Annotated in this window: 27 protein-coding genes; 13 read left to right on the top strand and 14 right to left on the bottom strand. The window is 69.9% G+C overall.

Translation table 11 applies throughout. The features are described from left to right. Nucleotides 1-39: 39 nt before the first annotated feature. Nucleotides 40-1,839 (top strand): glycoside hydrolase family 15 protein, encoded by a 1,800-nt coding sequence (locus OG792_RS21695; protein ID WP_329101670.1) that lies wholly within the window; start codon nucleotides 40-42, stop codon nucleotides 1,837-1,839. Next, nucleotides 1,839-2,618: a glucose 1-dehydrogenase gene (locus OG792_RS21690; protein ID WP_329101668.1), complete on the top strand. Its 780-nt coding sequence runs from the start codon at nucleotides 1,839-1,841 to the stop codon at nucleotides 2,616-2,618. Before OG792_RS21695 ends, OG792_RS21690 begins: the two co-directional genes overlap by 1 nt. Before the next feature lie 4 nt (nucleotides 2,619-2,622). Here the strand turns inward: OG792_RS21690 and OG792_RS21685 are convergent, their stop codons facing one another. The 4 genes from OG792_RS21685 to OG792_RS21670 all read right to left on the bottom strand — a co-directional run bounded on the left by OG792_RS21685 (nucleotide 2,623) and on the right by OG792_RS21670 (nucleotide 5,833). Next, nucleotides 2,623-3,069: a hypothetical protein gene (locus tag OG792_RS21685; RefSeq protein ID WP_329101666.1), complete on the bottom strand. Its 447-nt coding sequence runs from the start codon at nucleotides 3,067-3,069 to the stop codon at nucleotides 2,623-2,625. Nucleotides 3,070-3,158: 89 nt separating this feature from the next. Next, nucleotides 3,159-4,469 carry a Na+/H+ antiporter NhaA gene (gene nhaA / locus OG792_RS21680; RefSeq protein ID WP_329101664.1) on the bottom strand — a complete coding sequence of 437 codons (1,311 nt, stop codon included), beginning with the start codon at nucleotides 4,467-4,469 and terminating at the stop codon, nucleotides 3,159-3,161. A gap of 417 nt (nucleotides 4,470-4,886) precedes the next feature. Next, on the bottom strand, nucleotides 4,887-5,078 hold the full coding sequence (locus tag OG792_RS21675; protein ID WP_329101662.1) for a DUF397 domain-containing protein: 192 nt from the start codon (nucleotides 5,076-5,078) through the stop codon (nucleotides 4,887-4,889). After that, a complete protein-coding gene (locus OG792_RS21670; RefSeq protein ID WP_329101660.1) occupies nucleotides 5,066-5,833 on the bottom strand; it encodes a DUF5753 domain-containing protein in 768 nt (255 codons plus the stop codon). The genes OG792_RS21675 and OG792_RS21670 overlap by 13 nt, the downstream gene beginning before the upstream one ends. Before the next feature lie 783 nt (nucleotides 5,834-6,616). Here OG792_RS21670 and OG792_RS21665 point away from each other — a divergent pair. The 3 genes from OG792_RS21665 to OG792_RS21655 all read left to right on the top strand — a co-directional run bounded on the left by OG792_RS21665 (nucleotide 6,617) and on the right by OG792_RS21655 (nucleotide 7,959). Further along, complete coding sequence (locus tag OG792_RS21665) at nucleotides 6,617-6,811, top strand: hypothetical protein (protein ID WP_329101658.1); 195 nt, start codon at nucleotides 6,617-6,619, stop codon at nucleotides 6,809-6,811. Between the two features lie 626 nt (nucleotides 6,812-7,437). Further along, on the top strand, nucleotides 7,438-7,665 hold the full coding sequence (locus OG792_RS21660) for a hypothetical protein (RefSeq protein WP_329101656.1): 228 nt from the start codon (nucleotides 7,438-7,440) through the stop codon (nucleotides 7,663-7,665). A gap of 15 nt (nucleotides 7,666-7,680) precedes the next feature. Next, nucleotides 7,681-7,959, top strand: a complete 279-nt coding sequence (locus OG792_RS21655; RefSeq protein ID WP_329101655.1) for a hypothetical protein — start codon at nucleotides 7,681-7,683, stop codon at nucleotides 7,957-7,959. Nucleotides 7,960-8,251: 292 nt separating this feature from the next. Here OG792_RS21655 and OG792_RS21650 read toward each other — a convergent pair whose 3' ends face one another. The 8 genes from OG792_RS21650 to OG792_RS21615 all read right to left on the bottom strand — a co-directional run bounded on the left by OG792_RS21650 (nucleotide 8,252) and on the right by OG792_RS21615 (nucleotide 13,559). Continuing rightward, a complete protein-coding gene (locus OG792_RS21650; RefSeq protein ID WP_329101652.1) occupies nucleotides 8,252-8,920 on the bottom strand; it encodes a hypothetical protein in 669 nt (222 codons plus the stop codon). A 201-nt stretch (nucleotides 8,921-9,121) separates the two neighbouring features. After that, nucleotides 9,122-9,286 carry a hypothetical protein gene (locus tag OG792_RS21645; RefSeq protein WP_329101650.1) on the bottom strand — a complete coding sequence of 55 codons (165 nt, stop codon included), beginning with the start codon at nucleotides 9,284-9,286 and terminating at the stop codon, nucleotides 9,122-9,124. A 120-nt stretch (nucleotides 9,287-9,406) separates the two neighbouring features. Next, complete coding sequence (locus tag OG792_RS21640) at nucleotides 9,407-10,621, bottom strand: RNA ligase RtcB family protein (RefSeq protein WP_329101648.1); 1,215 nt, start codon at nucleotides 10,619-10,621, stop codon at nucleotides 9,407-9,409. A gap of 154 nt (nucleotides 10,622-10,775) precedes the next feature. Continuing rightward, nucleotides 10,776-11,216, bottom strand: coding sequence for a helix-turn-helix domain-containing protein (locus OG792_RS21635; protein WP_329101646.1), 441 nt, complete (start codon nucleotides 11,214-11,216; stop codon nucleotides 10,776-10,778). Between the two features lie 93 nt (nucleotides 11,217-11,309). Next, the gene (locus OG792_RS21630; RefSeq protein WP_329101644.1) at nucleotides 11,310-11,594 is read right to left on the bottom strand and encodes a DUF6510 family protein; all 285 of its coding nucleotides are present in this window, start codon (nucleotides 11,592-11,594) and stop codon (nucleotides 11,310-11,312) included. A gap of 1 nt (nucleotide 11,595) precedes the next feature. Continuing rightward, a complete protein-coding gene (locus tag OG792_RS21625) occupies nucleotides 11,596-12,324 on the bottom strand; it encodes a ferredoxin reductase (RefSeq protein WP_329101642.1) in 729 nt (242 codons plus the stop codon). Between the two features lie 2 nt (nucleotides 12,325-12,326). Continuing rightward, nucleotides 12,327-12,926: a sulfite oxidase-like oxidoreductase gene (locus OG792_RS21620; RefSeq protein WP_329101641.1), complete on the bottom strand. Its 600-nt coding sequence runs from the start codon at nucleotides 12,924-12,926 to the stop codon at nucleotides 12,327-12,329. A 9-nt stretch (nucleotides 12,927-12,935) separates the two neighbouring features. Then, the gene (locus OG792_RS21615; RefSeq protein ID WP_329101639.1) at nucleotides 12,936-13,559 is read right to left on the bottom strand and encodes a methylated-DNA--[protein]-cysteine S-methyltransferase; all 624 of its coding nucleotides are present in this window, start codon (nucleotides 13,557-13,559) and stop codon (nucleotides 12,936-12,938) included. A gap of 217 nt (nucleotides 13,560-13,776) precedes the next feature. Between OG792_RS21615 and OG792_RS21610 the strand changes: the two genes are divergently transcribed. Beyond that, nucleotides 13,777-15,513 (top strand): pectate lyase family protein, encoded by a 1,737-nt coding sequence (locus OG792_RS21610; RefSeq protein ID WP_329101637.1) that lies wholly within the window; start codon nucleotides 13,777-13,779, stop codon nucleotides 15,511-15,513. Nucleotides 15,514-15,554: 41 nt separating this feature from the next. Here OG792_RS21610 and OG792_RS21605 read toward each other — a convergent pair whose 3' ends face one another. After that, nucleotides 15,555-16,490: a hypothetical protein gene (locus OG792_RS21605; protein WP_329101635.1), complete on the bottom strand. Its 936-nt coding sequence runs from the start codon at nucleotides 16,488-16,490 to the stop codon at nucleotides 15,555-15,557. Then, entirely contained in the window at nucleotides 16,490-16,765 is a 276-nt protein-coding gene (locus OG792_RS21600; RefSeq protein WP_329101633.1) for a hypothetical protein, read from the bottom strand. The genes OG792_RS21605 and OG792_RS21600 overlap by 1 nt, the downstream gene beginning before the upstream one ends. 134 nt (nucleotides 16,766-16,899) lie before the next feature. Here OG792_RS21600 and OG792_RS21595 point away from each other — a divergent pair, with 134 nt between their 5' ends. The 7 genes from OG792_RS21595 to OG792_RS21565 all read left to right on the top strand — a co-directional run bounded on the left by OG792_RS21595 (nucleotide 16,900) and on the right by OG792_RS21565 (nucleotide 23,832). Further along, nucleotides 16,900-17,832 carry a TrmH family RNA methyltransferase gene (locus OG792_RS21595; RefSeq protein WP_442932276.1) on the top strand — a complete coding sequence of 311 codons (933 nt, stop codon included), beginning with the start codon at nucleotides 16,900-16,902 and terminating at the stop codon, nucleotides 17,830-17,832. A gap of 87 nt (nucleotides 17,833-17,919) precedes the next feature. Then, entirely contained in the window at nucleotides 17,920-18,513 is a 594-nt protein-coding gene (locus OG792_RS21590; RefSeq protein WP_329101631.1) for a TetR/AcrR family transcriptional regulator, read from the top strand. A gap of 122 nt (nucleotides 18,514-18,635) precedes the next feature. Then, nucleotides 18,636-19,397 carry a class I SAM-dependent DNA methyltransferase gene (locus OG792_RS21585; RefSeq protein WP_329101629.1) on the top strand — a complete coding sequence of 254 codons (762 nt, stop codon included), beginning with the start codon at nucleotides 18,636-18,638 and terminating at the stop codon, nucleotides 19,395-19,397. 77 nt (nucleotides 19,398-19,474) lie between these two features. Beyond that, a complete protein-coding gene (locus OG792_RS21580) occupies nucleotides 19,475-19,849 on the top strand; it encodes an MmcQ/YjbR family DNA-binding protein (RefSeq protein WP_329101627.1) in 375 nt (124 codons plus the stop codon). Between the two features lie 524 nt (nucleotides 19,850-20,373). Then, nucleotides 20,374-21,204, top strand: a complete 831-nt coding sequence (locus OG792_RS21575) for a DUF1963 domain-containing protein (protein WP_329101625.1) — start codon at nucleotides 20,374-20,376, stop codon at nucleotides 21,202-21,204. 61 nt (nucleotides 21,205-21,265) lie between these two features. Continuing rightward, nucleotides 21,266-22,060 (top strand): hypothetical protein, encoded by a 795-nt coding sequence (locus OG792_RS21570; RefSeq protein WP_329101623.1) that lies wholly within the window; start codon nucleotides 21,266-21,268, stop codon nucleotides 22,058-22,060. 89 nt (nucleotides 22,061-22,149) lie between these two features. After that, complete coding sequence (locus tag OG792_RS21565; RefSeq protein ID WP_442932275.1) at nucleotides 22,150-23,832, top strand: PucR family transcriptional regulator; 1,683 nt, start codon at nucleotides 22,150-22,152, stop codon at nucleotides 23,830-23,832. The last annotated feature ends 18 nt before the right edge of the window (nucleotides 23,833-23,850 follow it).

Below are 23,850 nucleotides of genomic sequence, written 5' to 3'. Positions count from 1 at the left end.
TGCTCCGATTAGCGTCCGGATCGGCGGGTAGTCGGCCGTGTGGGTAACAGCGAGATCCAGGATCATGGGCTGCTGGCCGACGGCCGGGCCGCCGCGCTGGTGGACCGTACGGGTTCGGTGAACTGGTGGTGTCCGTCCCGGTTCGACGGACCATCGGTGTTCTGCCGGCTGTTGGACGAGGACGGCGGGCACTGGTCGATTCGCCCCCGTGACCCGTTCCGGGTGAGCCGTGCGTATCTGGAGGGCAGCCTGGTCCTGCGTACGGTTTTCACCACCGAACACGGTTCGGTGGCGGTGACCGACCTGCTCGCGCTGGAGCCCGGGGTCCGGGGACATCAGATCGGCCGGCGATCCCCCGGTGTTCTGGTCCGGGTGGTGGAGGGCCTTTCCGGCGTGGTGCCGCTGGAAATGTCATATTCGCCCCGCTTTCAATATGGTCGGGTACACGGGTACCTGGTGCGGCGGGACGAGGCGCTCGTCGCGACCGCCGGTGCTACCACGTTGACCATGACCGGCAGCGTGCCGATGAAGAACGACAACGACGACGCCACCGCCCGGTTCCGGGTGGGGACGGGCCAGCGGGAAACCTTCATGCTCGCCTACACCCCGACCTACGGCGAAGCGCGACCGCTGACGCTCGGCGCCCCGCAGGCGGTCGACGAGACGGTGGAGTCGTGGCGGTCCTGGGCGCGGCTGCACGAGTACCAGGGGCGCTACCGGGAGCAGGTTCGGCAGCACGCACTGGTCCTGCAAGGGCTCACCTACCAGCCGAGCGGGGCGATCGTCGCCGCCGCGACCACCTCCCTGCCCGAGCAGATCGGCGGCGACCGCAACTACGACTACCGGTACGCCTGGCTGCGCGACTTCAGCATGACGCTGCACGCGCTCTGGGTGGCCGCCTGCCCCGACGAGGCGAACCGGCTGTTCAGCTGGGTGGCCTCGGCGGTCGGCCAGGTCGGCGACCGCCCCGTACCGATCATGTCCGATGTCCAGGGCGAGCGGGACATCTCGGAGCGAAAGGTCGACACTCTGCGTGGCTATGCGCAGAGCAGGCCGGTCTGGATCGGCAACGAAGCCTGGCGGCAGCGCCAGCTCGACGTACTCGGTGAGGTGTTGGACGCGGCCTGGCTGCTGCGCGACTACCTCGACCCCATGCCGGACGAGGTACGCGACCTGCTCCGCAGTCTCGCCGACCGGGCGGCCACCGCCTGGCGTGAGCCGGACGCCGGCATGTGGGAGGCGCGCGACGCGCAGCGGCACTACCTCTCGTCGAAGGTGTTCTGCTGGGTGGCGCTGGACCGGGCGGTGCGGTTCGGTGAGCGGATCGGTGACACCGGTGACCTGGCCCGGTGGAGTCGGGCGCGGGACGAGGCGCGGGAGACGATCCTGCGTGACGGCTGGAACGACGAGGTGGGTGCGTACACCGGCGCCTTCGGTTCCGATCAGCTCGACGCGAGCGTGCTGGTCATGCCGATCGTCGGGTTCCTACCGGCGACCGACCCCCGGATGCGAGCCACGATGGGGCTGATAGTGGATCGGCTCTCGCACGGGGGCCTGATCCGGCGGTGGGACGGTGACCCGGCGGCCTTCTTCCTCTGTTCGTTCTGGATGGTCACCTGCCTGGCGCTGGCGGGGGAGCGGGACCGGGCCGCCGCGCTGTTCGAGAACCTGGCCGACAGTGCCAACGACCTGGGGCTTTTCGCGGAGCAGATCGACCCGTTCACGGGCGCGCAGTTGGGGAACTTTCCGCAGGCGTTTTCGCACATCGGACTCGTCCTCGCGGCCTGGCAGATCGACACCGCGTCAACCGGCGCGATGACCGCCGAAGGAGGCAACTGATGACTGGACGGCTCGACGGAATGACCGCGCTGATCACCGGCTCCGACTCGGGAATCGGACAGGCCACCGCCATCGAGTTCGGCAAGGAGGGTGCCGACGTGGTGGTGCATTACCTCAACGACCACGACGGCGCGGAACACACCCGGCAGCAGGTGGAGCAGTCCGGCCGGCGGGCGATCGTCGTGCAGGGCGACATCAGCGACGAGCACCAGGTGGGGTCGATGTTCGACGACGCGCTGGCCGAGTTCGGCACGCTGGACGTGCTGATGAACGACGCCGGGGTCGACGCCTCCGGTATCCCGGTGATCGATCTGGACACCGAGACCTGGGACCGGGCGATCCGGACCAACGTGTACGGCGCGTTCTTCTGCTCCCGGCGGTTCGCCCAGCACCGACGCGACCAGGGCGGCAAGGGGAAGATCATCAACATCACCTCGGTGCACCAGGAGGTGGCCCGCGCCGGTGGCTCCGACTACGACACTAGCAAGGGCGCCCTGCTCAACCTCTCGAAGAGCATGGCCCTGGAACTTGCCCCGATGCAGATCAACGTCAACAACATCGGCCCCGGAATGGTCCTCACGCCGTTCAACCAGAAGGCGATCGACGACCCGGCGTATCTGGCGGAGCAGGTGAAGAGCATTCCGTGGGGGCGGGCCGCGCAACCCTCCGAGATCGCCCGACTCGCGGTCTTCCTGGCCAGCGGCGACGCGGAGTACGTCACCGGCTCGACCTACTTCATGGACGGCGGGCTGATGCAGAACCAGGGCCAGGGTGCCTGACCGCTCACCGGACCCGTAGGCGCCTCGTCGCCTGCGGGTCACGCCTCGACAGGGCTCTCCGGCGTTGTCCGGGCCGGGTCCGGGCGTCTCTGCGCTCGGCCGGTCCGGGTCCGGGTCTGACGCCGGCCGTGGGGCGGGGTTGCCGGACCGTACGCAGGTAGGAGTATCCCTGCACGGCGAGCGAGATCACGCAGCCGGGAATGAAGCCCTGCTGGGCGGTCAGGACCGCGTACGTCACCCAGCACACCTGCACACTCGCGCCGATCAGCCAGCCGATCCCGTGTCCCCGGCCGACGGCCAGGAGGGCGCTGACCTGAAATCCGGTGAGTATCCACGCCCAGCCGGGACCCAGTCCGAGACCGCTCTCGTGGCGGGTCGCGGTCATCGCCATCGAGAGCGCGACGCAACCGCAGAGAGCTATGAGTACGGTTCCGACCACAGATTTGCGCACAGTCGCGTCACCTCACCCAGACCAACGAAGGACGGGCCATCCCGACCACGTACGTCGCTCGTCACGGCTGGCCGTTCAGTCCTGCCGGTTCAGTCCTGCCGGTCGGGGACCTCCTCGTAGGCGTCCGGTACGCCGTCGGCGTCGGTGTCGCGTTCCTCGATCTCGCGTACCCGCTGGTAGTGGCGGTTGCGAGCACGCAGCACCACGGTCGCCAGCAGCGCGGCGGCCAGCGAGCCGAGCAGTACGCCGATCTTGGTGTGTTCGTCGCGCTCGGTCCCCGACCCGAACGCCAGTTCGCCGATGAGCAGGGACACGGTGAAGCCGACCCCGGCGAGCAGGGCGAGGCCGACAACGTCCCACCAGCTCAGCCCCTCGGCCAGGCGGGCCCGGGTGAACCGCTGCACCAGCCAGGTCGCGCCGGACACCCCGATCGCCTTGCCGGCGACGAGGCCCACGGCAACGCCGAGGGCGACCGGGTCGGTGAGGGTGGTGCCGAGTCCGCCGGCGCCGCCGACGGACACTCCGGCGGCGAAAAACGCGAATACGGGTACGGCGATCCCGGCCGACAGCGGGCGGAACCGGTGTTCGAAGTGTTCGGCGAGTCCCGGCCCCGGTCCCTCGGCCCGACGGATCACCGGCACGGTGAAGGCGAGCAGCACACCGGCGACGGTGGCGTGGATCCCGGAGGCGTGGACCAGCCCCCAGGTGAGCGCGGCCAGCGGCAGCAACAGCCACCACGAACGCACCCGCCGCCGCACCAGGTAACCGAACAGGGCCAGCGGCAGCAGGGCCAGCACCAGCGGGATCGGTTGCAGTGAGCCGGTGTAGAACAGCGCGATGATCAGGATCGCGATCAGGTCGTCGACCACGGCGAGGGTGAGCAGGAAGGTCCGCATCGCCGCCGGGAGATGGGTGCTGATCACGCCGAGGACGGCGAGGGCGAACGCGATGTCGGTGGCGGTCGGGATCGCCCAGCCCGCTAGGTCACCGTCCGGGCCGGCATTGAACCCGACGTAGATCAGGGCGGGGACGGTCATCCCGCCGATCGCGGCGGCGACCGGCAGTGCCGCGCGGCGAGGGTCCCGCAGGTCACCGGCGACGAACTCACGTTTCAGTTCCAGGCCGGCGACGAAAAAGAAGATCGCGAGCAGCCCGTCGGCGGCCCACTGGCCGAGGCTGAGATCCAGGTGCAGGGCGGCGGGTCCGAGACGGGTCGCGCCCAGCTCCCGGTAGGCGTCGCCCCACGGGGAGTTCGCCCAGGCCAGCGCGAGGATCGCCGCCGCGAGCAGCAGCACGCCGCCGACCGTCTCGGTACGCAGGATGTCGCCGACCCGGCGTACCTCCGGCCAGCTGCCGCGCCCGAACAGGCTGCGGTTGGGACGGCCGGGGTGCGTGGACATGCGGCTCCTCGAAAAGGGGTCGGCGAAGTGACCGCCGACCAGACTTCCCGGCACACCTGCCCCGTACCCTACCGGTCCCGACGTCGACGCCGGGACGATCCCGGTCCCCGGTCCCCGGCCGCTGGTCGGTGCCCGCGTCGACCCGGCCAGCATGACGGCGCACCCCCGCCATCGACGCCGTCGGGGCACCGCAGGCGAACGCATAATGCATCAATCTCGTACACCATCTTTGATGTACGCACGCAAAAGAAGATGTACGAGTCAAAAGCGTTAGTTTCCCTGGCGGCGCCGGGCTGCTGTCCCACCGACGAAAAACGTCATTCTCTATTTCTCTCCCAAGGGTCCGCTTCTTGAGAAAGAAAAGAGAATGACGTTCTTTCGTCACCGCCGTCGGCGGGTGGTGCCCGCTACGAGTGTTTACTGCTGCTTTGCCAGCCCGACGAACGCGCGCCACGCCTCCGGCCCGAAGGTCAGCGCGGGCCCGGTGACGTCCTTGCTGTCTCGCACACCCACGACGCCGGGGAGGTTCTTCGCTACCTCGACGCAGGTGGACCCGCCGTTGCCGCTACGGGTCGACTTGCGCCAGATGGCGCCGGTCAGGTCTGCCATGTCGCTCCCACTTCCTTGATCAGGGCGAGGGTCTGCTGAGTGGGCAGGGCAACCGCCCTGAGGGCCTCCCACGCCGCTTCGAGGGTATCAATGTCGTCCTGCTTGCTCGCAACGTCCGCGCGAACCAGATTGTCCAGGTGTCCCGCCGCGCCGAACGGGCCCTTCGTCAGGATGAAGCCACCGGCGAGTCCGATGTGTCCCCCGACGCTCAGCGGCACCACCTGAATATGGATGTGGGGTCGCTCGGCAAGCTGAGCGAGATGGCGGCTCTGTTCGGCCATCACCGCATGACCACCGACATTGCGGCGTAGAGCCGCCTCGTCCAGCATCGCGAAGAACTGCGGCGGGCGAGGCCCGGACAGGATGGCCTGCCGCTCGATCCGGGACTCGGTCCGTTGCTCCACCTCGTCAGCAGGCATCAACCCGCCCCATTCGAGAATCGCCCGGGCGTACGCCTCGGTTTGCAGGAGGCCGGGTACGAGATTGGGTTCGAACCACCGGAGCAGCCGCGTCTCGCGCTCATGTTCGATCCACTCACGTAACCAGGTCGGATCGCGGCGTTTCAGTACGTCCGGCCAAAGGTCCTCTACGTTCCGATTGACGAGCGCCGCGACCTGGGTGCGGTGCCGCGTCTGCGGAATCCGACCGGGGGTCACCCATTTGGCCGCAGTTTTCGGATCTACTCCTATCTGATCTGCGAGGGACTGTGCGGTGACGCCAGCCTCGATCATGGCCAGCTTGAAGGCTTGGTTCATTCCAGCTCCCAATTGGATGGACCAATCATTGTGAGAACCTACCGCAACGTTGTGTATTGATTCCACCACGGGAGGCAGGGTGTTTGTAGAACTGGCGTGGTCGGTGGAGGTTCGAGCCCGGCGGTTGCGTCAGCGGGGGCGCTCCCGAGGGGAGGTGGGAGCGCCCCTTCCCACAGCTCATAGGAGGTGTCGAGAGTGTTTCTGGTTCGCCGTTGGTGGGGCTCTGTCCGGCTGTGGTCCCTCGGGTCTGCCGCCGCACCGCAGCCACCTTTACCACCGCCATCCGCCCGCCCGCTGTGGGCTGGTCCGACGCTGTTTCTGGGGCCGTTGCTGACGTTCGGGCAGCGCACGATCTACCGCCTGCCCCGCAACGGGGGCCGTCATGTTGGATGAGCCGTTGGTCAAGGTCGGTGATGTGTTCACGATCGATCCGACGTCGTACCTGCTTGGTCATGGGCCGTTTGAGTGGCCCGAGGGTTGGCAGGACCTGCGTCTGCGGGTGACGCACTACCCGGTGGACGTGGAGTTGGGTCGTACGGATTGGGTTGCCCTGGTGGGGATCGAGTTGGGTCCGGACGGTGAGCGGGTGGCGGGTTGGGTTGGTGTTGTGCGAACGACTGCGCTTCCGGGTTATCGCCGGCCTCCGTGTCCGTTCGGGTGTGTGCGGTGTCCGACCGCGAGCGACCCGAGTCGGTGGTCATGACGCGACGACGTGCCGGCCCCGCGTACTACCGCGCCTGCCGCGCGACATTCACCCCGCCGTTCGAAATGGAGGCACACCCCGTGAGTAACGACGAGACCAACCCGACCCCCGACCCGGAGATCTCCGGCGAGGGGCTACCTGACCTGCCCCCGGCTCCCGGTACGCGGCGGCGCTTGCCCGACGAGGGCAGGTACGACGAGAAGCGTCGGACCGTTCCGATGGAGTTGTTCTCGATCGGGATGTCCGGGCGTATCCGGCGCAACCCGACGGGGTGACCGGTGGGCGGGGAATTGAGTATCGAGACGTTGAAGTGGATCGCTCGGAGTGAGGTCATGCGGCACCGTAATTCGCGCCTCTGGCGGCCGGTCTGCCTCCATTGCACCCAGTACGGATGTCCGTATATGGATCGTGCGATCGAGTTTCTCCAGGCTCTCGCGCGGGACGTGTGCACCGGTACGCAGGACGGTGCAGAGGAGGGCGAATTGTGAGTCGGCAGGATGAGCCGTTGACGAGGGCCGGGATCTGGTGGGCGGTCGGTATGACGCTTCGGGGGCATGTCAATGGGCGGCGGTGTCCGCAGTGTCGGGCGGATGGGTGCGCGCAGTTGGCCTGGGCGCAACGCGAGCGCCAAACAATGGCCCCGGTGGCAGCAGTGGCGCCGGTGGCCCGGTGACGGACGGGCCGCTTACCCCGGCGGCGGAGGAGCCGCTTACCCCGCCGCCGGATGGGCCGCTGTGCATGAACTGCGGCGGCGACCGCACCAAGTGTGACCGGTGCCGGGGCTGGGTCAAGCCGGGGTCGAAGTCGTGGCTGCCGTGGGCGCCGTGCTCGTGCCCGTGCTGGTCACGAAAGACACGGCCGCCGGCCCCGACGGTACCGATGATCGAGATCGGTAAGCGTCGTGGCTGAGCCGGACCGGTCGACGCTGACGAAGGTGACGGTCAACCTGGCGCCGCGCGCGGTCGACGCACTCGCCTCGGCGTGCGCCCGCACGAGGGACACGAAGACCGACACGATCAACCGGGCCCTGGTCGTCTTCGACCTGGTCCTCGACCTGACGGAACAGAGCAGGGGAAGCCTCACCGTGCGGAACCCCGATGGCGGCACCGAGCGGGTTCACCTGCTCTGATCGGAGAAAACGAACGTGGAACACGACTCGAACGACGTCCCGATGGGCGCCCCGCACCGCCCCGGTGCCGACTGGCACTGCCGCGACGACAGCGAAGAATGGCCCTGCCAAGTCTTCAAGCGCCGCATGTGGTCCCTCTACCAGGGAAATCGGCCCCGGCTGACCGAGGTGATGGGCGGCTTCCGCGACAAGGCAACAGCCGACCTGAACAACCTGACCGCCGAACAGGCCGAAACCCGCTTCACCGGATGGGTCCACGACCCACCGATCAGATACACCCGACGCTCGATCTAGCCGAATAATTCCTACCCCTGGCTGGCTGTCGTCCCCCGCCGCCCTCAAAAGCCACAGAACCCGCAGATCGAACCACTCCCATCCGCCACACACCAGACGGCGCGACGATCTTGCAGTTGTGGTGGCGAACAAATCCGGATGAGGCCCCTAATCCGGGCACCACAAGTGCAAGATCGTCGACGAGGTCGCGGCCGCCCCGACGCCAGAGCTGCCTAACGCCCCACCCGGTAGACGTCACGGGCACCGTACCGGGGGGCTGGGTATCGGTACCCAGCCCCCGGGTCAGCGCGGGCTAGGAATGCGCCTTGTCGACGTACCCGATCTCCTCCAGCTTGTCGCCAATGAGCCGGTAGGTGGCCGTCCGCTCGATCACCAACTCGATCATCGAGGCGTCGTCGGGTCGGGTCAGGTAGACCACCTGCGCCTGGCCGGCACTGATGGTGACCTTCTCGATCGGGGTGCGGTCGCCGAGATCGACCGTGCCGACATAGGCCGGGGCGCCCTTGACGTTGCGCCAGAGCACGATGCCCCAGAACTTGCCCGTCCCGCCGCCGTCGAGCATGATCGCGCGCAGCGCGTCGGCGGCGCCGTCGCCGGTCAGGTCACCGATCGCGCACGGCGGTTGCAGGGCGACCACCACGCCGTCCTCACCGGCCCAGCGCCCCTCGGTCAGCGGGATCGGGTCGGCGTAGTTGTTGTACGGCACCTTGGTGCTGCCCAGCTCCGATTCGGCCACCTGGTCGCAGGTCAGCGCGGGGACCTTCGCGGGCGGCGCGGCGGGCGGCGAGACGTTGTCGTTCGCGCTGCTGCCGTCGCCGAACGGCGGGTCGGCCACCGGCGAGTCCGACGGCATGGTCGCGCCGTCGGGGCCCGGTGCGGCGCCGCCGTCGATCTCGATTGTGCACCCGCCCGCCACGAGGACCAGGGCGAGCGCGGCCAGCGGCAGCAGCGTCCTGCGCATGGTTGTTCCTTTCGATGAAGTGGGCCGCAGCGTAGTGCGCCCCCGCCACTGCCGGACCGCCACCGCGTTTTTGTCGCGCGGGCCGGCGTCGAGGCCCCACAACGCCGCGACCTGGTCGAGGGTGAGTGCCCTGGCGGTGTCCACGGCGACGGCGTCCAGATGAGACGACAGCCAAGCTCCGCGCGGCGATGCCCGGCATCGTCAGGGCGTGAGCCATTCGGTCATCTTGTCGGTGAGGTCCACCTTATAGGGAAGACCTCGCAGGTCCTCTGCGGTCGCATCCAGGCCGCGAGCCCGAGCTCGCTCGGCCAGCCATGACCAGGGCTGTTCCTGCTCCATCGCGGATTCTTCGTCGTCGGGAAGCACGGCGTTCAAAATATACTGGGTGATGCTTTCCCGAGTCTCGACGAGCGGAACGACACCACCCGGGGCACGCGCCGACCGTCCTCCACCATCGCGAACTCACTGACTATGAGGCTCCGGGCGTCACGACCGGCCCCGCTTGCGGCGGTGGTCGCGGCGGTCGGCTCGCGGCGTGGACCCGAGGTCGGGCGTCTTGTAGGTGACCACGGGAATTGTGCTGGCCACCGGCGTGGCCAGGTCGTGGTCGACCAGGTCGGTGATCACCTGCTCGATGCGCTTGTAGGCCGTCGGGGCCTCCTCGAAGAGCAGTTGCCGGTCGCCGCACACCACGAGCGACCCCACCGGCGTACGGCGCAGTTCCTCGATTGTGTGCTTCGCCCGACCCCGGCGCAGGGCGTCGGCGCGGGACATCTTGCGGCCGGCGCCGTGCGCCACGGAATGGTTGGCCTCCGGTCCGGCATGCGCGGCCACCAGGTAGGAGGGGGTGCCGCGCGTACCGGCGATGAGCACGTCCCGGCCGTCACCCGGTGCCGCGCCCTTGCGGTGCAGGTAGACCCCGTCACGGATCTCGACCAGGTTGTGGCACTGGTCGACGATCGGGGCGGTGGGCTCGGCCCCCAGGGCGTGGGCGACCCTGGCCGCCATCAGTCGCCGGTTGAGTGACCCCCACCGTACGGCGTCGTCGTGCATCGCCAGGTAGGCGGCCGGGTCGGGGGCGGGGCCCGCGCCGTGGACCGAGGTGTGCGCCCGCAGGATCTGCTCGCCCAGCCCTCGGGAGCCGCTGTGGACGATGAGGACCAGGTCGCCGGGGGCGAGCCCGAGCCGGGTCGCGTGGTCCGGCTCGAAGACGGTTTCGATCCGGGCCAGCTCCACGAAGTGGTTGCCCCGGCCGACCGTTCCGAGGCCGTCGAGGTGGCCGGCGGGAACCTCGCCCGCCACGGGGAGCGGCGAGCCGGGCGAACACAGCACGTCCCAGGCCGGGTCGTCGGCGTCCTCCTTGGGGCTCAGCGCGCGGTCGAGGTCGGGGAACCGGGCGGCGAGCCGCGCGGGTACGGGGCGCTTCAGCCTGATCGGGAACACCGCGATACCGCAACCGATGTCGGAGCCCACCAGGAACGGGTACAGCACGGTCGACGCCATGGCGGCGCCGATCGGGGCGCCCTTGCCGGGGTGCAGGTCCGGCATGGCGGCGACGTGGATCATGCCGTCGAGGGCGGCCACCCGGTGACACTGGTCGACCGCGTCAGACTCGATCCAGCTCGTCGGGGAGGCGAACACCCTGACGGTGGCCAAACCCGTGGTCGGCGTGGACTGGGGCAGAAAGTGTTGCTGAGACAAGGACGTTCCACTTCTCGGAGAAGAGGGTACTGGGGCCTCCGGAGTGGTCACGGGGCCCGGAGGCTACGGGGAGCGGTCCGTCAGAACGTCATGGCGATCACGGTGCCCGAGCCCGTCGCGCCCGGCAAGCGGTTTTCCGCCGGGGGGAGGAGGGTCAGCGGGAGGCTGCTCGGTCGCGTTCCGCAGGCCGATTCCGTACCGTCGGACGAGGTCGACCGGGTCGCGCCGCTGGTGGGCGGCGGAGGTCGGCTGGGTTCGGACCGGGTCTGAGCGCGTCCTCGGCGTCGGCAGCGGGTTCGGCGGCGGGGCCGGTGTGGACGGGGTCGAGTTGTTCCCGGTCGGCCGCCTCGCGCCAGCGTCGGCGCCAATCCTGCTGGTCGCCGCCGCACGCCTGGACCAGGGCCAGGGTCACCGGGAGCGAGGGCAGGCTGAATCCGCTCGTCGCGGCGGACAGCACCGAGGGGGAGAAGCCGGCTCGTTTGGCGAGTTCGCGGTAGGACGGGCTGCCGGCCCGGAGCCGAAGCTGCCGCAGGCTCACCGCGAACTCCGCGACGGGTCCGTCGGCCGGATCCAGCGGGCGCTCGGGTCGGCCCATCACAAAATCCCCCTGTCGTTCTGGTTCTCCGCCCCGGACAACGCATCGATACTGACAGATGTATTGGGCTCGGTGGTCCAACCGAGACCCAACTCACAGGACCGGCGGCGCCAGTGCCGGCAGCGGCACCCGCAGGAACACCGCGCCGCGCAGGTCCAGCCAGCCGCTCGTCGGGGTACGGACCAGGCGCAGCACCACCTCCTCGCAGTCCGGGCAGCGGGCGACCAGGCCCGGCGCGTGCGAGTAGACCCGCAGTGCGGCGAATGGTCTGGTCGAGCCGCAGGTGGCGCACTGCTCACTGGCGGCGCTGAGGTCGACGGCGAAGATCTCGCGCAGCGGGCCGGCGAGCATGTTCCCGTCGATGTACTGGTCCGTCATCTCAACCTCCGGTAGGGCCGAACCGTTCGGTCTTGACCCGCTGGGCGTCGTGACCGACGGCCACCAGGGAGTCGGCGACGGCCTCCACGAGGCCGGTCGGTCCGCAGACGAAACACTGCGGTTCGCGCTCGGGTGGCCAGCCGCGTTCGCGGATGTCCTCGGGCCCGATCCGGTGCGGTTGTCCGGGCCAGCCGTCCGGTGCCTGTCGGGTGTAGACGTAGCTGATCTCCAGCCCCTGGTCGTCGGCGGCCCGGTGGCGCAACTCGTCGGCGAAGTAGACGTCCCGGTCCGTCCGGACCGAGTAGATCAGCCGGAACGGCACCCCACTGCCGGTCGCCCGCCGGGCCCGGACCATCGCCATCAGCGGCGCGATGCCCGAGCCACCGGCGACCAGCAGCACCGGCGCCGGTTCCGTCGGTCGCCAGACAAACCAGCCGCCGACCGGTCCGCGGATCTCCACCGGGTCGCCGACGGAGAAAACATCGATAAGGTACGGCGACACCTCGCCGTCGGGCACCCGCTGCACGGTCAACTCGACCGTGTTCCCGTCCGGGGCCGACGAGATCGAGTACGAACGCTCGGCCTGATAGCCGTCCGGTGCGGTGAGGCGTACGTCGACGTGTTGACCGGGTACGTGTCCGGGCCAGTCGTCCACCGCCAGCACCAGCGTGCAGGCGGTGGCGGTTTCCCGGCGCCGTTGCACCAGGTGGGCCACGTGCCACATGGCCATCGTCAGTCGCCCTGGTAGCGCTGCTCGCGCCACGGGTCGCCGTAGTCGTGGTAGCCGGCCGTCTCCCAGAAACCCGGCTCGTCGGTCGACAACAACTCGATCCCCCGCACCCACTTCGCCGACTTCCAGAAATACAGGTGCGGCACCAGCAGTCGGGCCGGACCGCCATGCTCGGCCGGCAACCCACCGCCCTCGAACTCGTGCACGATCCACGCCTGACCGCCGAGCAGGTCCGCCAGCGGCAGGTTCGTCGAGTAACCCCCGTACGAGTGGACCAACGCGAACTTCGCGGCCGTCTCCACCCCGCCCAGCAGGACGTCCAGCGACACACCCCGCCAGTTGGTGCCCAACTTCGACCACCGGGTCACACAGTGGATGTCGACCGTCGGCGTCTCCTGCGGCAACGCCAGCATCTCCGCCCACGACCACCGATGCTCGACCCCGCCCTCCGAGGTCACCGCGAACTCCCAGGTATCCAACGACACCCGAGGCGTCGGTCCCGCCGACAACACCGGGAAATCCTCGGTCAGGTACTGCCCCGGCGGCAACGCCGGCTGCGACGACCTCGGCCGACCCTGGAAACCCGGCGAAACAATACCCATTACCTACTTCTACCCTCCCCACTCCCTCCACCCCGCCCCAACGCCGCGACGATCTTGCAGTTGTGGTGGTGAACAAATCCGGATGAAGGCTCTATTTCGGGCGCCACAAGTGCAAGATCGTCGGGGAAGTCGGGGAGCGGGTGCTGCTGGTGGCTCTTCGAGGTCGAGCAGCATTCGTTTGCGGGGTAGGCCACCGGCGTATCCGGTGAGTTTGCCGTCCCTGCCGACCACTCGGTGACACGGCACCAGTACGGACACCGGGTTGTGGCCGACGGCCTGCCCGACCATCTGTGCCAGCGACCTGTTGCCCAACTCGTCGGCGAGCGCGCCGTACGTGGTGGTGGCGCCGTACGGGATCTCCCGCAGCATCGCCCACACCCGCTGCTGGAAGGCGTTGCCGACGAGCGCGAGCGGGATGTCGAAGCCGGTACGCCCGCCGACGAGGTACTCGTGGAGTTGTCCGGCGGTCGCGGTGAACAGGGCGTCCGAGTCGGCGTCCACGTACCCGCCGAGCATTTCCGCTGTCGGCGGGTACCAGTGGTGCGGGAAGTAGAGGCCGACGAGGTTCTCGTCGTCGGCGACGAGCGTGATCTGTCCCAGGCCGGTCTCGACCAGCGTGTGTCGCGTCGCCATCGTCCGCTCCTTCGCTCCCTGTCCTCCGGTAAGTCTTTCCACCTCCGCCGCGGGGCGGCTCGGCGGCCCCCGCGACGCTTCCGGGATATTGACGTGTTTGGTTCGTCTGATTACTATCCTGTTTCAGGAAAGCGCTTTCCTGTGCTTCTCCGTCTGCCGGAACTCCGTCCCCAGCCCCGGGACCCGGACTGTCCGGCACCCCTCAGGGAGGTCCCTCATGGGCGTACGCGTCCCCACGCGCCCGAAGTTACGTTCCACCTGGCCCCTGGTTGCCGGCGCGGTCGCGGCGATCACCGCCGGCGCGGTGCTCTTCGCACCGGTGGCCAGCGCCGCTACCGTCTTCAGCGCGGGATTCGAGGACGGCAGCATCAGCGGCTGGTCGAAATCCGGCGGCACCTGGGCGGTGGTCACCGACGGCTCACGGGCCGCCCAGCAGTCCAAGGCCGACGCCGAGAACGCCCGGCTGTTCAACGCACCCACCACCCTGACCGACTACACCGTCCAGGCCAGGGTCAAGCCGCTGAGCATCGGCTCGAACGGCTTCGTCGGCCTGCTGTCCCGGGCCAACGGCTCGACCGTCTTCTACCGACTGGCGCTGCTGCCCGGCCGGGTCGAACTACAGGCGGTGCAGGGCAGCTCGGTCACGGTCATCGGCGGCTCGACCCGTACGGTGTCGAACGGCACCTGGTACACGCTCTCGATCACCACCGCCGGCTCGACCGTCAGCGGCTCGATCGACGGTGCCCAGGTCGCCTCCGGCTCCAGTTCCGTGTCGGCCTCCGGCCGGATCGGCTTCCAGACCTCGTACGCCTCCGCGTCCTTCGACGACGTCGTGGTCACCACCGGCGGCACCACCCCGCCGACCAGCCCCACCCCCACCCCCACCCGCCCGAGCGCCACCCCCACCGGTCCCGGCACGCCCACCCCCACACCACCGGCCACCGGGACCCCGACACCGCCGCCCACGGGCCCGCCGGGCAGCGCGAACGGCCTGGTCGGCTTCGCCACCCTGAGCGGCTACGGCCGTACCGGCACGAACGGTGGGACCGGCGGTGCCACGGTGACGGTCGGCAACTACGCGCAGCTCGCGGCGGCCGTGGCCGACGACGTACCCCGGATCGTGCGGGTGTCGGGCACCATCACCGGCGGCGGCGACGCGATGCTCGACGTCGGCTCGAACAAGACCATCATCGGGGTCGGTTCGACCGCGACGATCAGCGGTTTCGGGCTCGACGTCAACGGCTGGGGGCCGGAGGAGGTGGCCTGGGGTGGTGACCTCTGCGACCCCGCCGAGCGGGACCGCTTCACCCCCGTCCAGAACGTCATCATCCGGAACCTGTCGTTCCGGAACTCGGCCGACGACTCGGTGAACGTGCAGTGCTACTCCCACCACGTGTGGATCGACCACAACACGTTCTATCCGGCCAACGACGGGTCGGTGGACATCAAGCGCGGCTCCGACCTCGCCACCGTCTCCTACAACCGGTACGCCGGCACGGACAAGTCGATGCTGCTCGGTCACAGCGACAGCAACGCCGCCCAGGACACCGGCTACCTGCGGGTCACGTACCACCACAACTGGTTCGACGGGTCCAACACCCGCCACCCCCGGGTCCGGTTCGGCTACGCCCACGTGTACGCCAACTACGTGAGCGTCGACGACTACTTCATCGGCCTCGGTGTCGAGGGCAGGATCTACGCCGAGAGCAACTACGTCGAGGGTGCGAAGACCATCACCGAGGACTTCGGCAACGCCCGGCTCACCTGGACCGGCAGTAACTTCTACGACCCGGCCACGATCACCCGGGCCAACGACAGCGGCAAGACGATGGAGGACTGGCTGCGCGCCGACGGCAGCGTCGCCGCACCGCCGTACAGCTATTCGGCCGGATCAGCGTCCTCCACCCCGCCGTCGGCGGGCGCCGGCGTCGGCGGCGCGGACATCGTCCCGTAGGAACCGGCCCGTCGGCCGCGGACGGGTGTGGTGGCTGGTGGCTATTCCACCGGCTGGCCGGCCACCACCACCCGGCCGGTGGTCGTCACCCCGGACATCGCCCAGGTGTTGTTCTGCGTGGTCTGGCCCGACGCGGTGTGGATCGGCCCGTAGGTATGGTGCAGCCCGAAGGTGTTGCCGGTGAGCACGACGTCGGTCGGCAGCGGGCCGTCCGGCGGGGCGGTGTCGAGGGTGTAGTTGCCCCCGTCGAGGTAGGAGTCGACCAGGTGTACCCGCCGGATCTGGTCCGGGACGCTCGACTGGTAGGTCAGGATGAGCCCGCCGGACGCCCGCGAGTCGACCGACGCCTGCGCGGTTGTCGGGTCCTCCCCGGTCTGGAGACTGAAGCTGTTGATCGAGCAGCGGTCGAGCAGCACGCCGCCGATGCCGCCGTCGACCTGGACGCAGTCGGAGTGGCTGCCCGGATACCGCTGCACGTCGCCGAACCAGCAGCGGGTGAAGGTGTGCGCGAACCCGGTCGCGGGCGCGGTGCCCGGTTTGAGGTAGACGTTGTCCGTGCCGCCGAGGAAGAGGGTGTCGGTCGCGTCGGTCTGACCGTTGCCCCAGGACGCCAGGCTCTTCGTGTTCGGCGAGCGGGTGATGATCCGGCAGTTGCGCAGGGTCAGCTTCCGGCCCAGATCCCGCTGGTGCTTGATGGTGTACGCGGCGTTGCCCTGGTCGAGGCTGCCGACGATCTGGCAGTTGCTCAGCGTCACGTCGTGGCGTACGTCCAGGTAGCCGGCGATGTCGAGGTTCTCGAACACCTGGCCGTCACGGGTGGTGACGATCGGGCCCGAGGCGACCAGTGGACCGGTCGGGCCGATGTTGGTCCGGGTGAGCTGCTGCCCGTGAGTGATGCCGATCTCGTACTGCACGGTGACCGGTGCCGAGAGCACACCGGAGGCCGTGTTCCGCAGCCGTACGGTGACGCTGGCCATCACGCGACGCTGGTGAGGACGAAGGTGGCACCCGTACGGGCGATCTGGGTCCAGGTGCGGGTGCCGGAGTCGGTGGCGACCGTCTGCAACTCGTCCAGGATGGTCGGCACCACCACCGGTACCGAGGTGGCGCCGGTGGCCCGGCTGCGTACGGACAGGGTGATCTCGATCATTTCCTCGTCGGCGTCGGCACCCACCACGGTCAGGATCATGATCTCGCCCGGGGCGTAGGCGCTCTTGTTCAACGTGGCGCTGGTGATGGTCGGAGCAGCCATGGTGGTTCCCTTCGACGGTCGGTCCGGGTCTGGCGATCTGCCCAGCCCCAGCCAACGCCCGATATGTAGCTGTCCGGAAGCACTCTGTATAGATCGCGACGATCCGTGCCTGTTTTGTGACCAAGTCAGGCATCATGAGCTGCGCAAACGTGCTCGTAGGGGTGTCCGGCGAGTTGGCCCGGTGGGTGGTCACCGTCGCGGTCGGCCGCCCGCACCCCGCCAGGAGACCCGGCCACCGGTACGGCGAGAATCGGCGGGTGCCTGTCCACGAGATCATCGACCCCGACGACGAGCGGATCGCCGACTACCGGGCGCTCACCGACGTCGAGTTGCGTACCCGCTGGGAACCGCCGCACGGACTGTTCATCGCCGAAGGTGAACTGGTCCTGCGCCGGGCGATACGGGCCGGCTACCCGCCGCGCTCGTTCCTGGTGGACGCCAAGCGGGTCGACCAGCTCGGTGACCTGGACACCGGGGAGGCCCCGGTCTACGCCGCCAGCCCCGACGTGCTGGAACGGGCGACCGGCTTCCACGTGCACCGGGGCGTGCTCGCCTCGTTCCACCGACGGGAGCTGCCGACCGTGGCCGAGGTGCTCGCCGCCGCCCGCCGGGTGGTGATCCTCGAAGACGTGAACAACCACACCAACCTCGGCGCGATCTACCGGGGCGCGGCGGCGCTCGGCATAGACGCCGTCCTGCTGTCACCGACCTGCGCCGATCCGCTCTACCGGCGCAGCGTACGGGTCAGCATGGGGGAGGTCTTCGCGGTCCCGTACGCCAAGTTCGAGCGGTGGCCGGCGGGCCTGGACCAGGTCAGGGAGGCGGGCTTCACCGTGCTCGCCATGACGCCGGCGCCGGACGCCGTACCGATGCAGCGGCTCACCCCGGCGCAGCGGGAGCGGGCGGCGCTGCTGCTGGGCGCGGAGGGCCCCGGCCTCACGGCGGCGGCGCAGGCCGCCAGCGACGTGAAGGTGTCCATCCCCATGCGCCGTGGGGTCGACTCGTTGAACGTGGCCGCGGCTGCCGCCGTCGCCTTCTGGGAACTGGGCCGCGACGACCCGCTCTGATCGCGGTTGCCCGGCCGGGCGGTAAAGTGGGCGAGCGCCCACCGTTGATTCGGGTGGGCCGGATGTCACGAAAGCGGGGGACGCGCGGTGCCGACCGGGGTGGCCATCCGCGACGTACGCGAGCAGCTGTTCGACGCCGCCGAGCGGGTGCTGCTGCGGGACGGCCGCAACGCCCTGACCAGTCGGGCGGTCACCACGGAGGCGGGCTGCGCCAAGGGCGTCCTGCACCGGCACTTCGCCGACTTCGACGCCTTCCTCACCGACTTCGTACTGGACCGGATCGGCCGGATCGACGCGCGGACCGGCGCTCTGCGCGGGTCCGCCGGAACCGGCACCGTCGCCGACAACCTCACCGCCGCGCTGACCGCCCTGTTCGAGTCGGCCGCCGTGGCGATCGTCGGTCTGATCACCGCCCGCGACGAACTGCGGGCCCGACTGCGCCGGGACCTGCCGGCCGGTGTCCCGGTGCTGACCGAGGCCGCGGAGCTGGTCGCCGCCTACCTGGTCGAGGAACGGGACCTGGGTCGCATCACGGCCGATGCCGACGTCGACACGCTCGCGGCGATGCTGATCGGAACCGCACACCTGCTCTTCGCCGACCGGTTCGGCACCCCGCCGGAGGCCGAGGGCGTACGCAGAATCGTGACCACCGTCCTCGTCGGCGTCGGGCCGCGACCGTAGTCGGACCGGCGGCCGGCGGTGGCCCGGCCCGATCGAGCGGGACCGCCCCGACGGCGTGCCCGGCCACGTCCCGGTGCGTCCGTGGCGCAGGGCCGCAAAATCGTTGGACAACACGTACACCCATGGCAGACGTTGACGGGATGAACCAGGACGAGATCTGGGACGTCTACGCCGCCCGCCGCTACGACACGCCGGAGACCGGCATGTTCGCGCCCGAGGTCCTCGGGCCGACCGTGGACCGCCTCGCCGAACTCGCGGGCGGGGGACGGGCGCTTGAGTTCGCCGTCGGAACCGGCCGGGTGGCCGTCCCGCTCGCCGGACGGGGGGTCTCCGTCACCGGCATCGACCTGTCCGGTCCCATGATCGACCGGTTGCGGACGAAGGCGGACGAGGCGACGATCCCGGTGATCGTCGGCGACATGGCGACCACCACCGCGCCGGGGACGTACGCGCTCGTCTATCTCGTCTACAACACGATCGCCAACCTGCTCACCCAGGCCGAGCAGGTCGAGTGCTTCCGCAACGCTGCCCGCCACCTCGGCCCCGGCGGCCGGTTCGTGATCGAGCTGTGGGTGCCCGAGCTGCGCAAGCTCCCACCCGGGCAACAGGCCACGGTCTGGCACTGCGAGCCCGGCTACATCGGCCTGGACACCTACGACGTCCTGCGCCAACACGTCGTGTCGCACCATTTCACGTTCGACCGGAGCAGGCGGGCCGAGCTGTCCCGTACCCCGCACCGCTACATCTGGCCGGCCGAACTCGACCTGATGGGCCAGCTCGCCGGGTTCGAGCTGGAAAGCAGGCACGCGGACTGGGCCGGGGCCGAGTTCACCGCCGAGTCCCGTTCCCACGTCTCGGTGTACCGCGTACCGCCGGTGGCGTAGCCGGGTCGGCGGGTGTGCCGTTCGGCGCGGCGGTTAGCCTGTGCGGGTGCAGGCGGCGGTGTTCCGGAGGAACCTCGATGGCTGACGCCGACGACGTCCGCCGGCTGGCGCTGGCCCTGCCCCACGTGGTCGAGATCGACAGCGACGGCTTCGACTTCCGGGTCGCCAACAAGGGGTTCGTGTGGTCCTATCCCGAGCGGCGGCCCGGTAGGCCGCGCCTGATCCGGACCGACATCGCGGTGCTGTACGTTGGCGACGAGGCCGAGAAGCAGGCGCTGCTCCTCGGTGAGCCCGAGGTATTCTTCACGACCCCCGCGTACGACGGGTTTTCCCTGGTCATGCTGTGGCTTGAACGGGTGGACGTCGACCGTCTGACGGAACTCGTCACCGACGCGTGGCGGATGTGTGCCCCGGCCCCGCTCGTCGGCGACCTCGACGCCGGCCGTTCCTGATCTTCGGCCTCGTCCAAGATCCACCGTTTCACCAGTTTTCCACCCGTCGACTCGTCGTTGCCACGCCGCAGACAACGGCGACGACCATTTCCGCTCTTGACACACAATGACGTTGAGGGCAAAGTCCCGCCCACCAAAGAAGCGCGTTTTTGCAAATTGTTTGCGCAAACCTGTTTGCATACCTGGCGAGACAGGTGGGTGACCGTGTACGACCCACTGAGGTCCTACTCCGGCAACGGCTGTGCCGACCTCGCTTGCCGTGCCTGCCGCGCGGGGACGATCGCGTGACGACGGGACGGCCGCGCTTCCACATCACCGCGCCACGCAACTGGATGAACGATCCGTGCGGTCCTGTCTACCGGGGCCCCTGAACGTGGAGATGGCTCGTTCGCCACGAGCACGGATGCTCCCGCGCGCGCCTCGATCGGGGCGGGGTGCTTGTGCTGGCCTGCGTCGTACTGCTCCAGTGGACCCGTGGCCTCGGGGGGCCGGAAAGCGTCGTGCCCCTGTTCTATCTTTCTCCGGTGAATCCCCGAAATGTGAAGATCCTCGATCAGATTCGCGCCGAAGCGCTTGAACGGAGCATCCCGGTCGCCGACGTGGAGCGGTGGATGGAGCTGGCCCGGCCGTGCGCGCTCCTGACCGAGGACGGCGACGGGCCGGTCGTGGGCCGGTTCGGCGGTCCCACGATGCTGCCCGCCGACGCCGAGGCACCCCGGTTCCCCCTCCTCGTCACGATCGACTGCGCGGCCCTTCCGGCGGACGTGACGGATCTTCCGCTGCCGTCCGACGGCCGGCTGCTGTTCTTCGGCTATCCCGAGTCGAACGGCATGGGCGAGGTGAGGTACGTCCCGGCCGGCGCGGCAGTCGTGGAACGAGAGCGGCACCCTTCCTTCTTCCCACCCGACGACGAGGAGTTCGCCTGGGTTCACCGCGACCTCCCGTACGGCGAACTGCACCTCACGGCCGACGTCTCGCTGCCCTTCGTCGGCACGGTCGAGCTCTCGGAGTCTCCCTGGTCCGCACCACTGCCGGGGCATCCCCACGCCGAGGAACTGGCCCGGGTGTGGGAGGACCAGTGGAGCAGGGCGCCACTGCTGGTCGGCGGCTACGGCACGGACTACAACGGCGGGGACGCGGTTGCGGTGGCTGCCACAGCCGCGTCCGAGGCCGAGCGGGGAGGCTACCGGCCGGGCCGCGCGATCTCGTCCAACGTGGATCACTGGGTGCTGCTGGCCCAGTGCAACGTCAGCCGGCCCGGCGCCGGCGCGGCCGTCTTCTGGGCCATCCAACGCGACGACCTGATCGCACGACGCTTCGACCATGCGGAGGTCGTCGTGGACTGGAATCCCTGAACCGGGCTCGGAGAATCCGGCCCGGACGGCTTCGGACGGTGCGAGCGGCAGGCGGTGGGACATGCGGGTGACGATGACGAGCGTCGCGGCACGGACCGGTCGGGTGAACGAGGACTTCGCCGGCGCCGTGACCACGGCGGCGGTGCTGGTCGACGGTGCCGGAATCCCCGGCACCGAGTCGATCTGCCGGCACGGCGTGGCCTGGTACGCGAGCCGCCTCGGCGGAAACCTGCTCGGCCTCCTGTCGCTCGTGCCGGAGCGCAGCCTCTCCGCGCTGCTCGCCGAGGCCATCGAGCGGGTGACCGACGATCACCGGAGCACCTGCGACGTCGCCGACCCGATCAGCCCGTCGGCGGCCGTGGCGATCCTGCGCCTGTCCGACGGCCACGTCGACCACCTGGTGCTCGGTGACGCGGTCCTCGTGCTCGACCGGACGGACGGGGTGCCGTTCGTCGTCTCCGACCCCCGAGAGGTGATCATCAGCCGGTCGTACGAGCCCGCGCTGGCGGCCGCCCCCGAGGGTGGCGACGAGTACCACCGGATCCTGCGGAGGCTGCGCGCCAATCGGAACCGGTCGGGTGGCTTCTGGGTGGCCAAGGACGAGCCCCGGGCGGCGGACGAGGCGGTCACCGGCAGGTGTTCGATCTCCGAGCTGACCGGTGCCGTCCTGCTCAGCAACGGAGCCAGCCGCATGGTGGACCGGTTCCGGCTCGCCGACTGGCCGGCGGTCATGGCCGTGCTGGCGTCGAGCGGGCCTGCCGAGGTCATCCGTCGGGTCCGGCAGGCGGAGGCGTACCACGCGGTGGCGGCCGACGACGCGACGATCGCGCACTGCACCGACCTCGGCGAGACCTGATCCGTCCTAGCCGAGCCCGCCGGGCCGACCCCGCCCGACCGCCCGCGCCGCGTGTGGTCGCCCGAACCCCGGACGGTACGGTGACCAGCGTGTTCCCTACCGTCCGTGAGGTGCTCGCCCTCGACCCGGTGCGACACGGCGGACCCCGGCTGGTGGCCGGGCAGGACGGTCTGGACCGCCTCGTCCGCTGGGTGCACGCGGCCGAGGTGCCCGACATCGCCGCGCTGCTCAACGGTGGTGAGTTGGTGCTCACCACCGGGATCGGCCTGCCCGGAGACGACGCCGGGCTGCGCGCCTTCATCGGCGAGCTGGCCGACGTCGGGGTCTCCGGGTTGCTGGTCGAACTCGGCCGGCGGTACCCGACCAGCGTGCCCAGGGTCATGATCGCGGCGGCCGAACGGCGCGGGTTGCCACTGGTGGAATTACGCAGAGTGACGCCGTTCGTCCGGATCACCGAGGCGGTGCACGCCCTGATCGTCGACGCCCAGCTCACCGAGCTGCGTGCCACCGAGGAGATCCACCAGCGGTTCACCGACCTGTCGGTGGAGGGGGCCGAGCCGGCCGAGGTGGTCCACCAGGCGGCCCGGCTGGCCGGGTGCCCGGTGGTGCTGGAGAACCTGTCCCGGCAGGTGCTGGCCTACGACACGGCGGGGGAGCGGGCCGAGCTGCTGCTCGGGAGCTGGGAGCAGCAGTCCCGGCGGATCCAGCCGGCCGGACGGACCGCGTACGACCAGGATGCCGGGTGGCTGGTGACCACGGTGGGTGCGCGCGGGCAGGACTGGGGGCGGCTGCTGCTGCGCTGGCCCGGCGCCGACCTGGCACCGGGCACGGCGTCCCCGGCAACCCCGGCCGCGCCGCCGACCCGGCTGACGATCCTGATCGAGCGGGCCGCCTCGACGCTGGCGCTGGGCCGGCTGATCCGGCGCGACGCCGAGGGCCTGGAACGGCAGATCCACCGTAACCTGCTCACCGCCCTGCTCGACCATGCCCGCCCGGTGGACGAGGTGGCGCTGCGGGCGCGGGCGCTCGGGGTGACGCTGGACCGCCGGCACCTGGTCGGGGTGGTGGTCCGGCACCGGGCCGACGAGGCCGGCACGCCGCTGGCCCAGGCCCGGCTGCGCGACCTGGCCGACGCGGTCGGCCAGGCGCTGCGCGAGGCCGAGCTGACCGGGCTGGCCAGCGCGTTGGACGACCAGGCGGTGGGGGCGCTGCTGGCCCTGCGCGACCCGGCGGCCGAGGACCGGTCACTGGCCGCGTTCGCCGCCGCGTTGCACCGGGTACGCCGGGACGCCGCCCCGCCCGGACCGGGCGGCACCGCCCCGGACGCGGTGATCGTGGCGGCCGGTTCGGGCGTCGACTCGCTCCGCGAGGCACGCCGGTCACTGGTGGAGGCCCGCCAGGTCGCCGACGCGGCCCGTCGCGGACGGCACGACCTGACCGTCTTCCGGTTGCCGCACGTCGGGCTCGCCGGCCTGCTGCACCTGCTGCGCGACGAGCCCCGGCTACAGACCTTCGTCGAGCGGGAACTCGGCCCACTGCTGGCCCACGACGCCGAGCACCCGAGGGAACGGCTGCTCGGCACGCTGCGGGCGTACCTGGACCATGGGCGGAACAAGTCGGCGGCGGCGACCGCCGCACACCTGTCCCGGCCGGCTTTCTACGAGCGGCTGGCCCGGATCGCCCGGATCCTCGACGTCGATCTCGACGCGGTGGACGACTGCCTGTCGCTGCACGTGGCCCTGCTCGCCCTGGACGCGGTCCGAGACACCTGAAACCGGGCGCCGGGGTCC

Source organism: Micromonospora sp. NBC_01699 (assembly GCF_036250065.1).
Lineage (GTDB): Bacteria > Actinomycetota > Actinomycetes > Mycobacteriales > Micromonosporaceae > Micromonospora_G.
Note: the sequence above shows the minus strand (reverse complement) of the source record. Positions and strands in the feature narration are given on the sequence as shown.

What these genes read in the sequence shown, in the direction of transcription:
- OG792_RS21690 (WP_329101668.1), top strand. Translation starts at nt 1,839, where the DNA reads ATGACTGGACGGCTCGACGGAATGACCGCGCTGATCACCGGCTCCGAC.
- nhaA (WP_329101664.1), bottom strand. Translation starts at nt 4,469, where the DNA reads ATGTCCACGCACCCCGGCCGTCCCAACCGCAGCCTGTTCGGGCGCGGC.
- OG792_RS21675 (WP_329101662.1), bottom strand. Translation starts at nt 5,078, where the DNA reads ATGGCAGACCTGACCGGCGCCATCTGGCGCAAGTCGACCCGTAGCGGC.
- OG792_RS21670 (WP_329101660.1), bottom strand. Translation starts at nt 5,833, where the DNA reads ATGAACCAAGCCTTCAAGCTGGCCATGATCGAGGCTGGCGTCACCGCA.
- OG792_RS21650 (WP_329101652.1), bottom strand. Translation starts at nt 8,920, where the DNA reads ATGCGCAGGACGCTGCTGCCGCTGGCCGCGCTCGCCCTGGTCCTCGTG.
- OG792_RS21635 (WP_329101646.1), bottom strand. Translation starts at nt 11,216, where the DNA reads ATGGGCCGACCCGAGCGCCCGCTGGATCCGGCCGACGGACCCGTCGCG.
- OG792_RS21630 (WP_329101644.1), bottom strand. Translation starts at nt 11,594, where the DNA reads ATGACGGACCAGTACATCGACGGGAACATGCTCGCCGGCCCGCTGCGC.
- OG792_RS21625 (WP_329101642.1), bottom strand. Translation starts at nt 12,324, where the DNA reads ATGGCCATGTGGCACGTGGCCCACCTGGTGCAACGGCGCCGGGAAACC.
- OG792_RS21620 (WP_329101641.1), bottom strand. Translation starts at nt 12,926, where the DNA reads ATGGGTATTGTTTCGCCGGGTTTCCAGGGTCGGCCGAGGTCGTCGCAG.
- OG792_RS21615 (WP_329101639.1), bottom strand. Translation starts at nt 13,559, where the DNA reads ATGGCGACGCGACACACGCTGGTCGAGACCGGCCTGGGACAGATCACG.
- OG792_RS21610 (WP_329101637.1), top strand. Translation starts at nt 13,777, where the DNA reads ATGGGCGTACGCGTCCCCACGCGCCCGAAGTTACGTTCCACCTGGCCC.
- OG792_RS21605 (WP_329101635.1), bottom strand. Translation starts at nt 16,490, where the DNA reads ATGGCCAGCGTCACCGTACGGCTGCGGAACACGGCCTCCGGTGTGCTC.
- OG792_RS21600 (WP_329101633.1), bottom strand. Translation starts at nt 16,765, where the DNA reads ATGGCTGCTCCGACCATCACCAGCGCCACGTTGAACAAGAGCGCCTAC.
- OG792_RS21595 (WP_442932276.1), top strand. Translation starts at nt 16,900, where the DNA reads ATGAGCTGCGCAAACGTGCTCGTAGGGGTGTCCGGCGAGTTGGCCCGG.
- OG792_RS21585 (WP_329101629.1), top strand. Translation starts at nt 18,636, where the DNA reads ATGGCAGACGTTGACGGGATGAACCAGGACGAGATCTGGGACGTCTAC.
- OG792_RS21580 (WP_329101627.1), top strand. Translation starts at nt 19,475, where the DNA reads ATGGCTGACGCCGACGACGTCCGCCGGCTGGCGCTGGCCCTGCCCCAC.
- OG792_RS21570 (WP_329101623.1), top strand. Translation starts at nt 21,266, where the DNA reads ATGCGGGTGACGATGACGAGCGTCGCGGCACGGACCGGTCGGGTGAAC.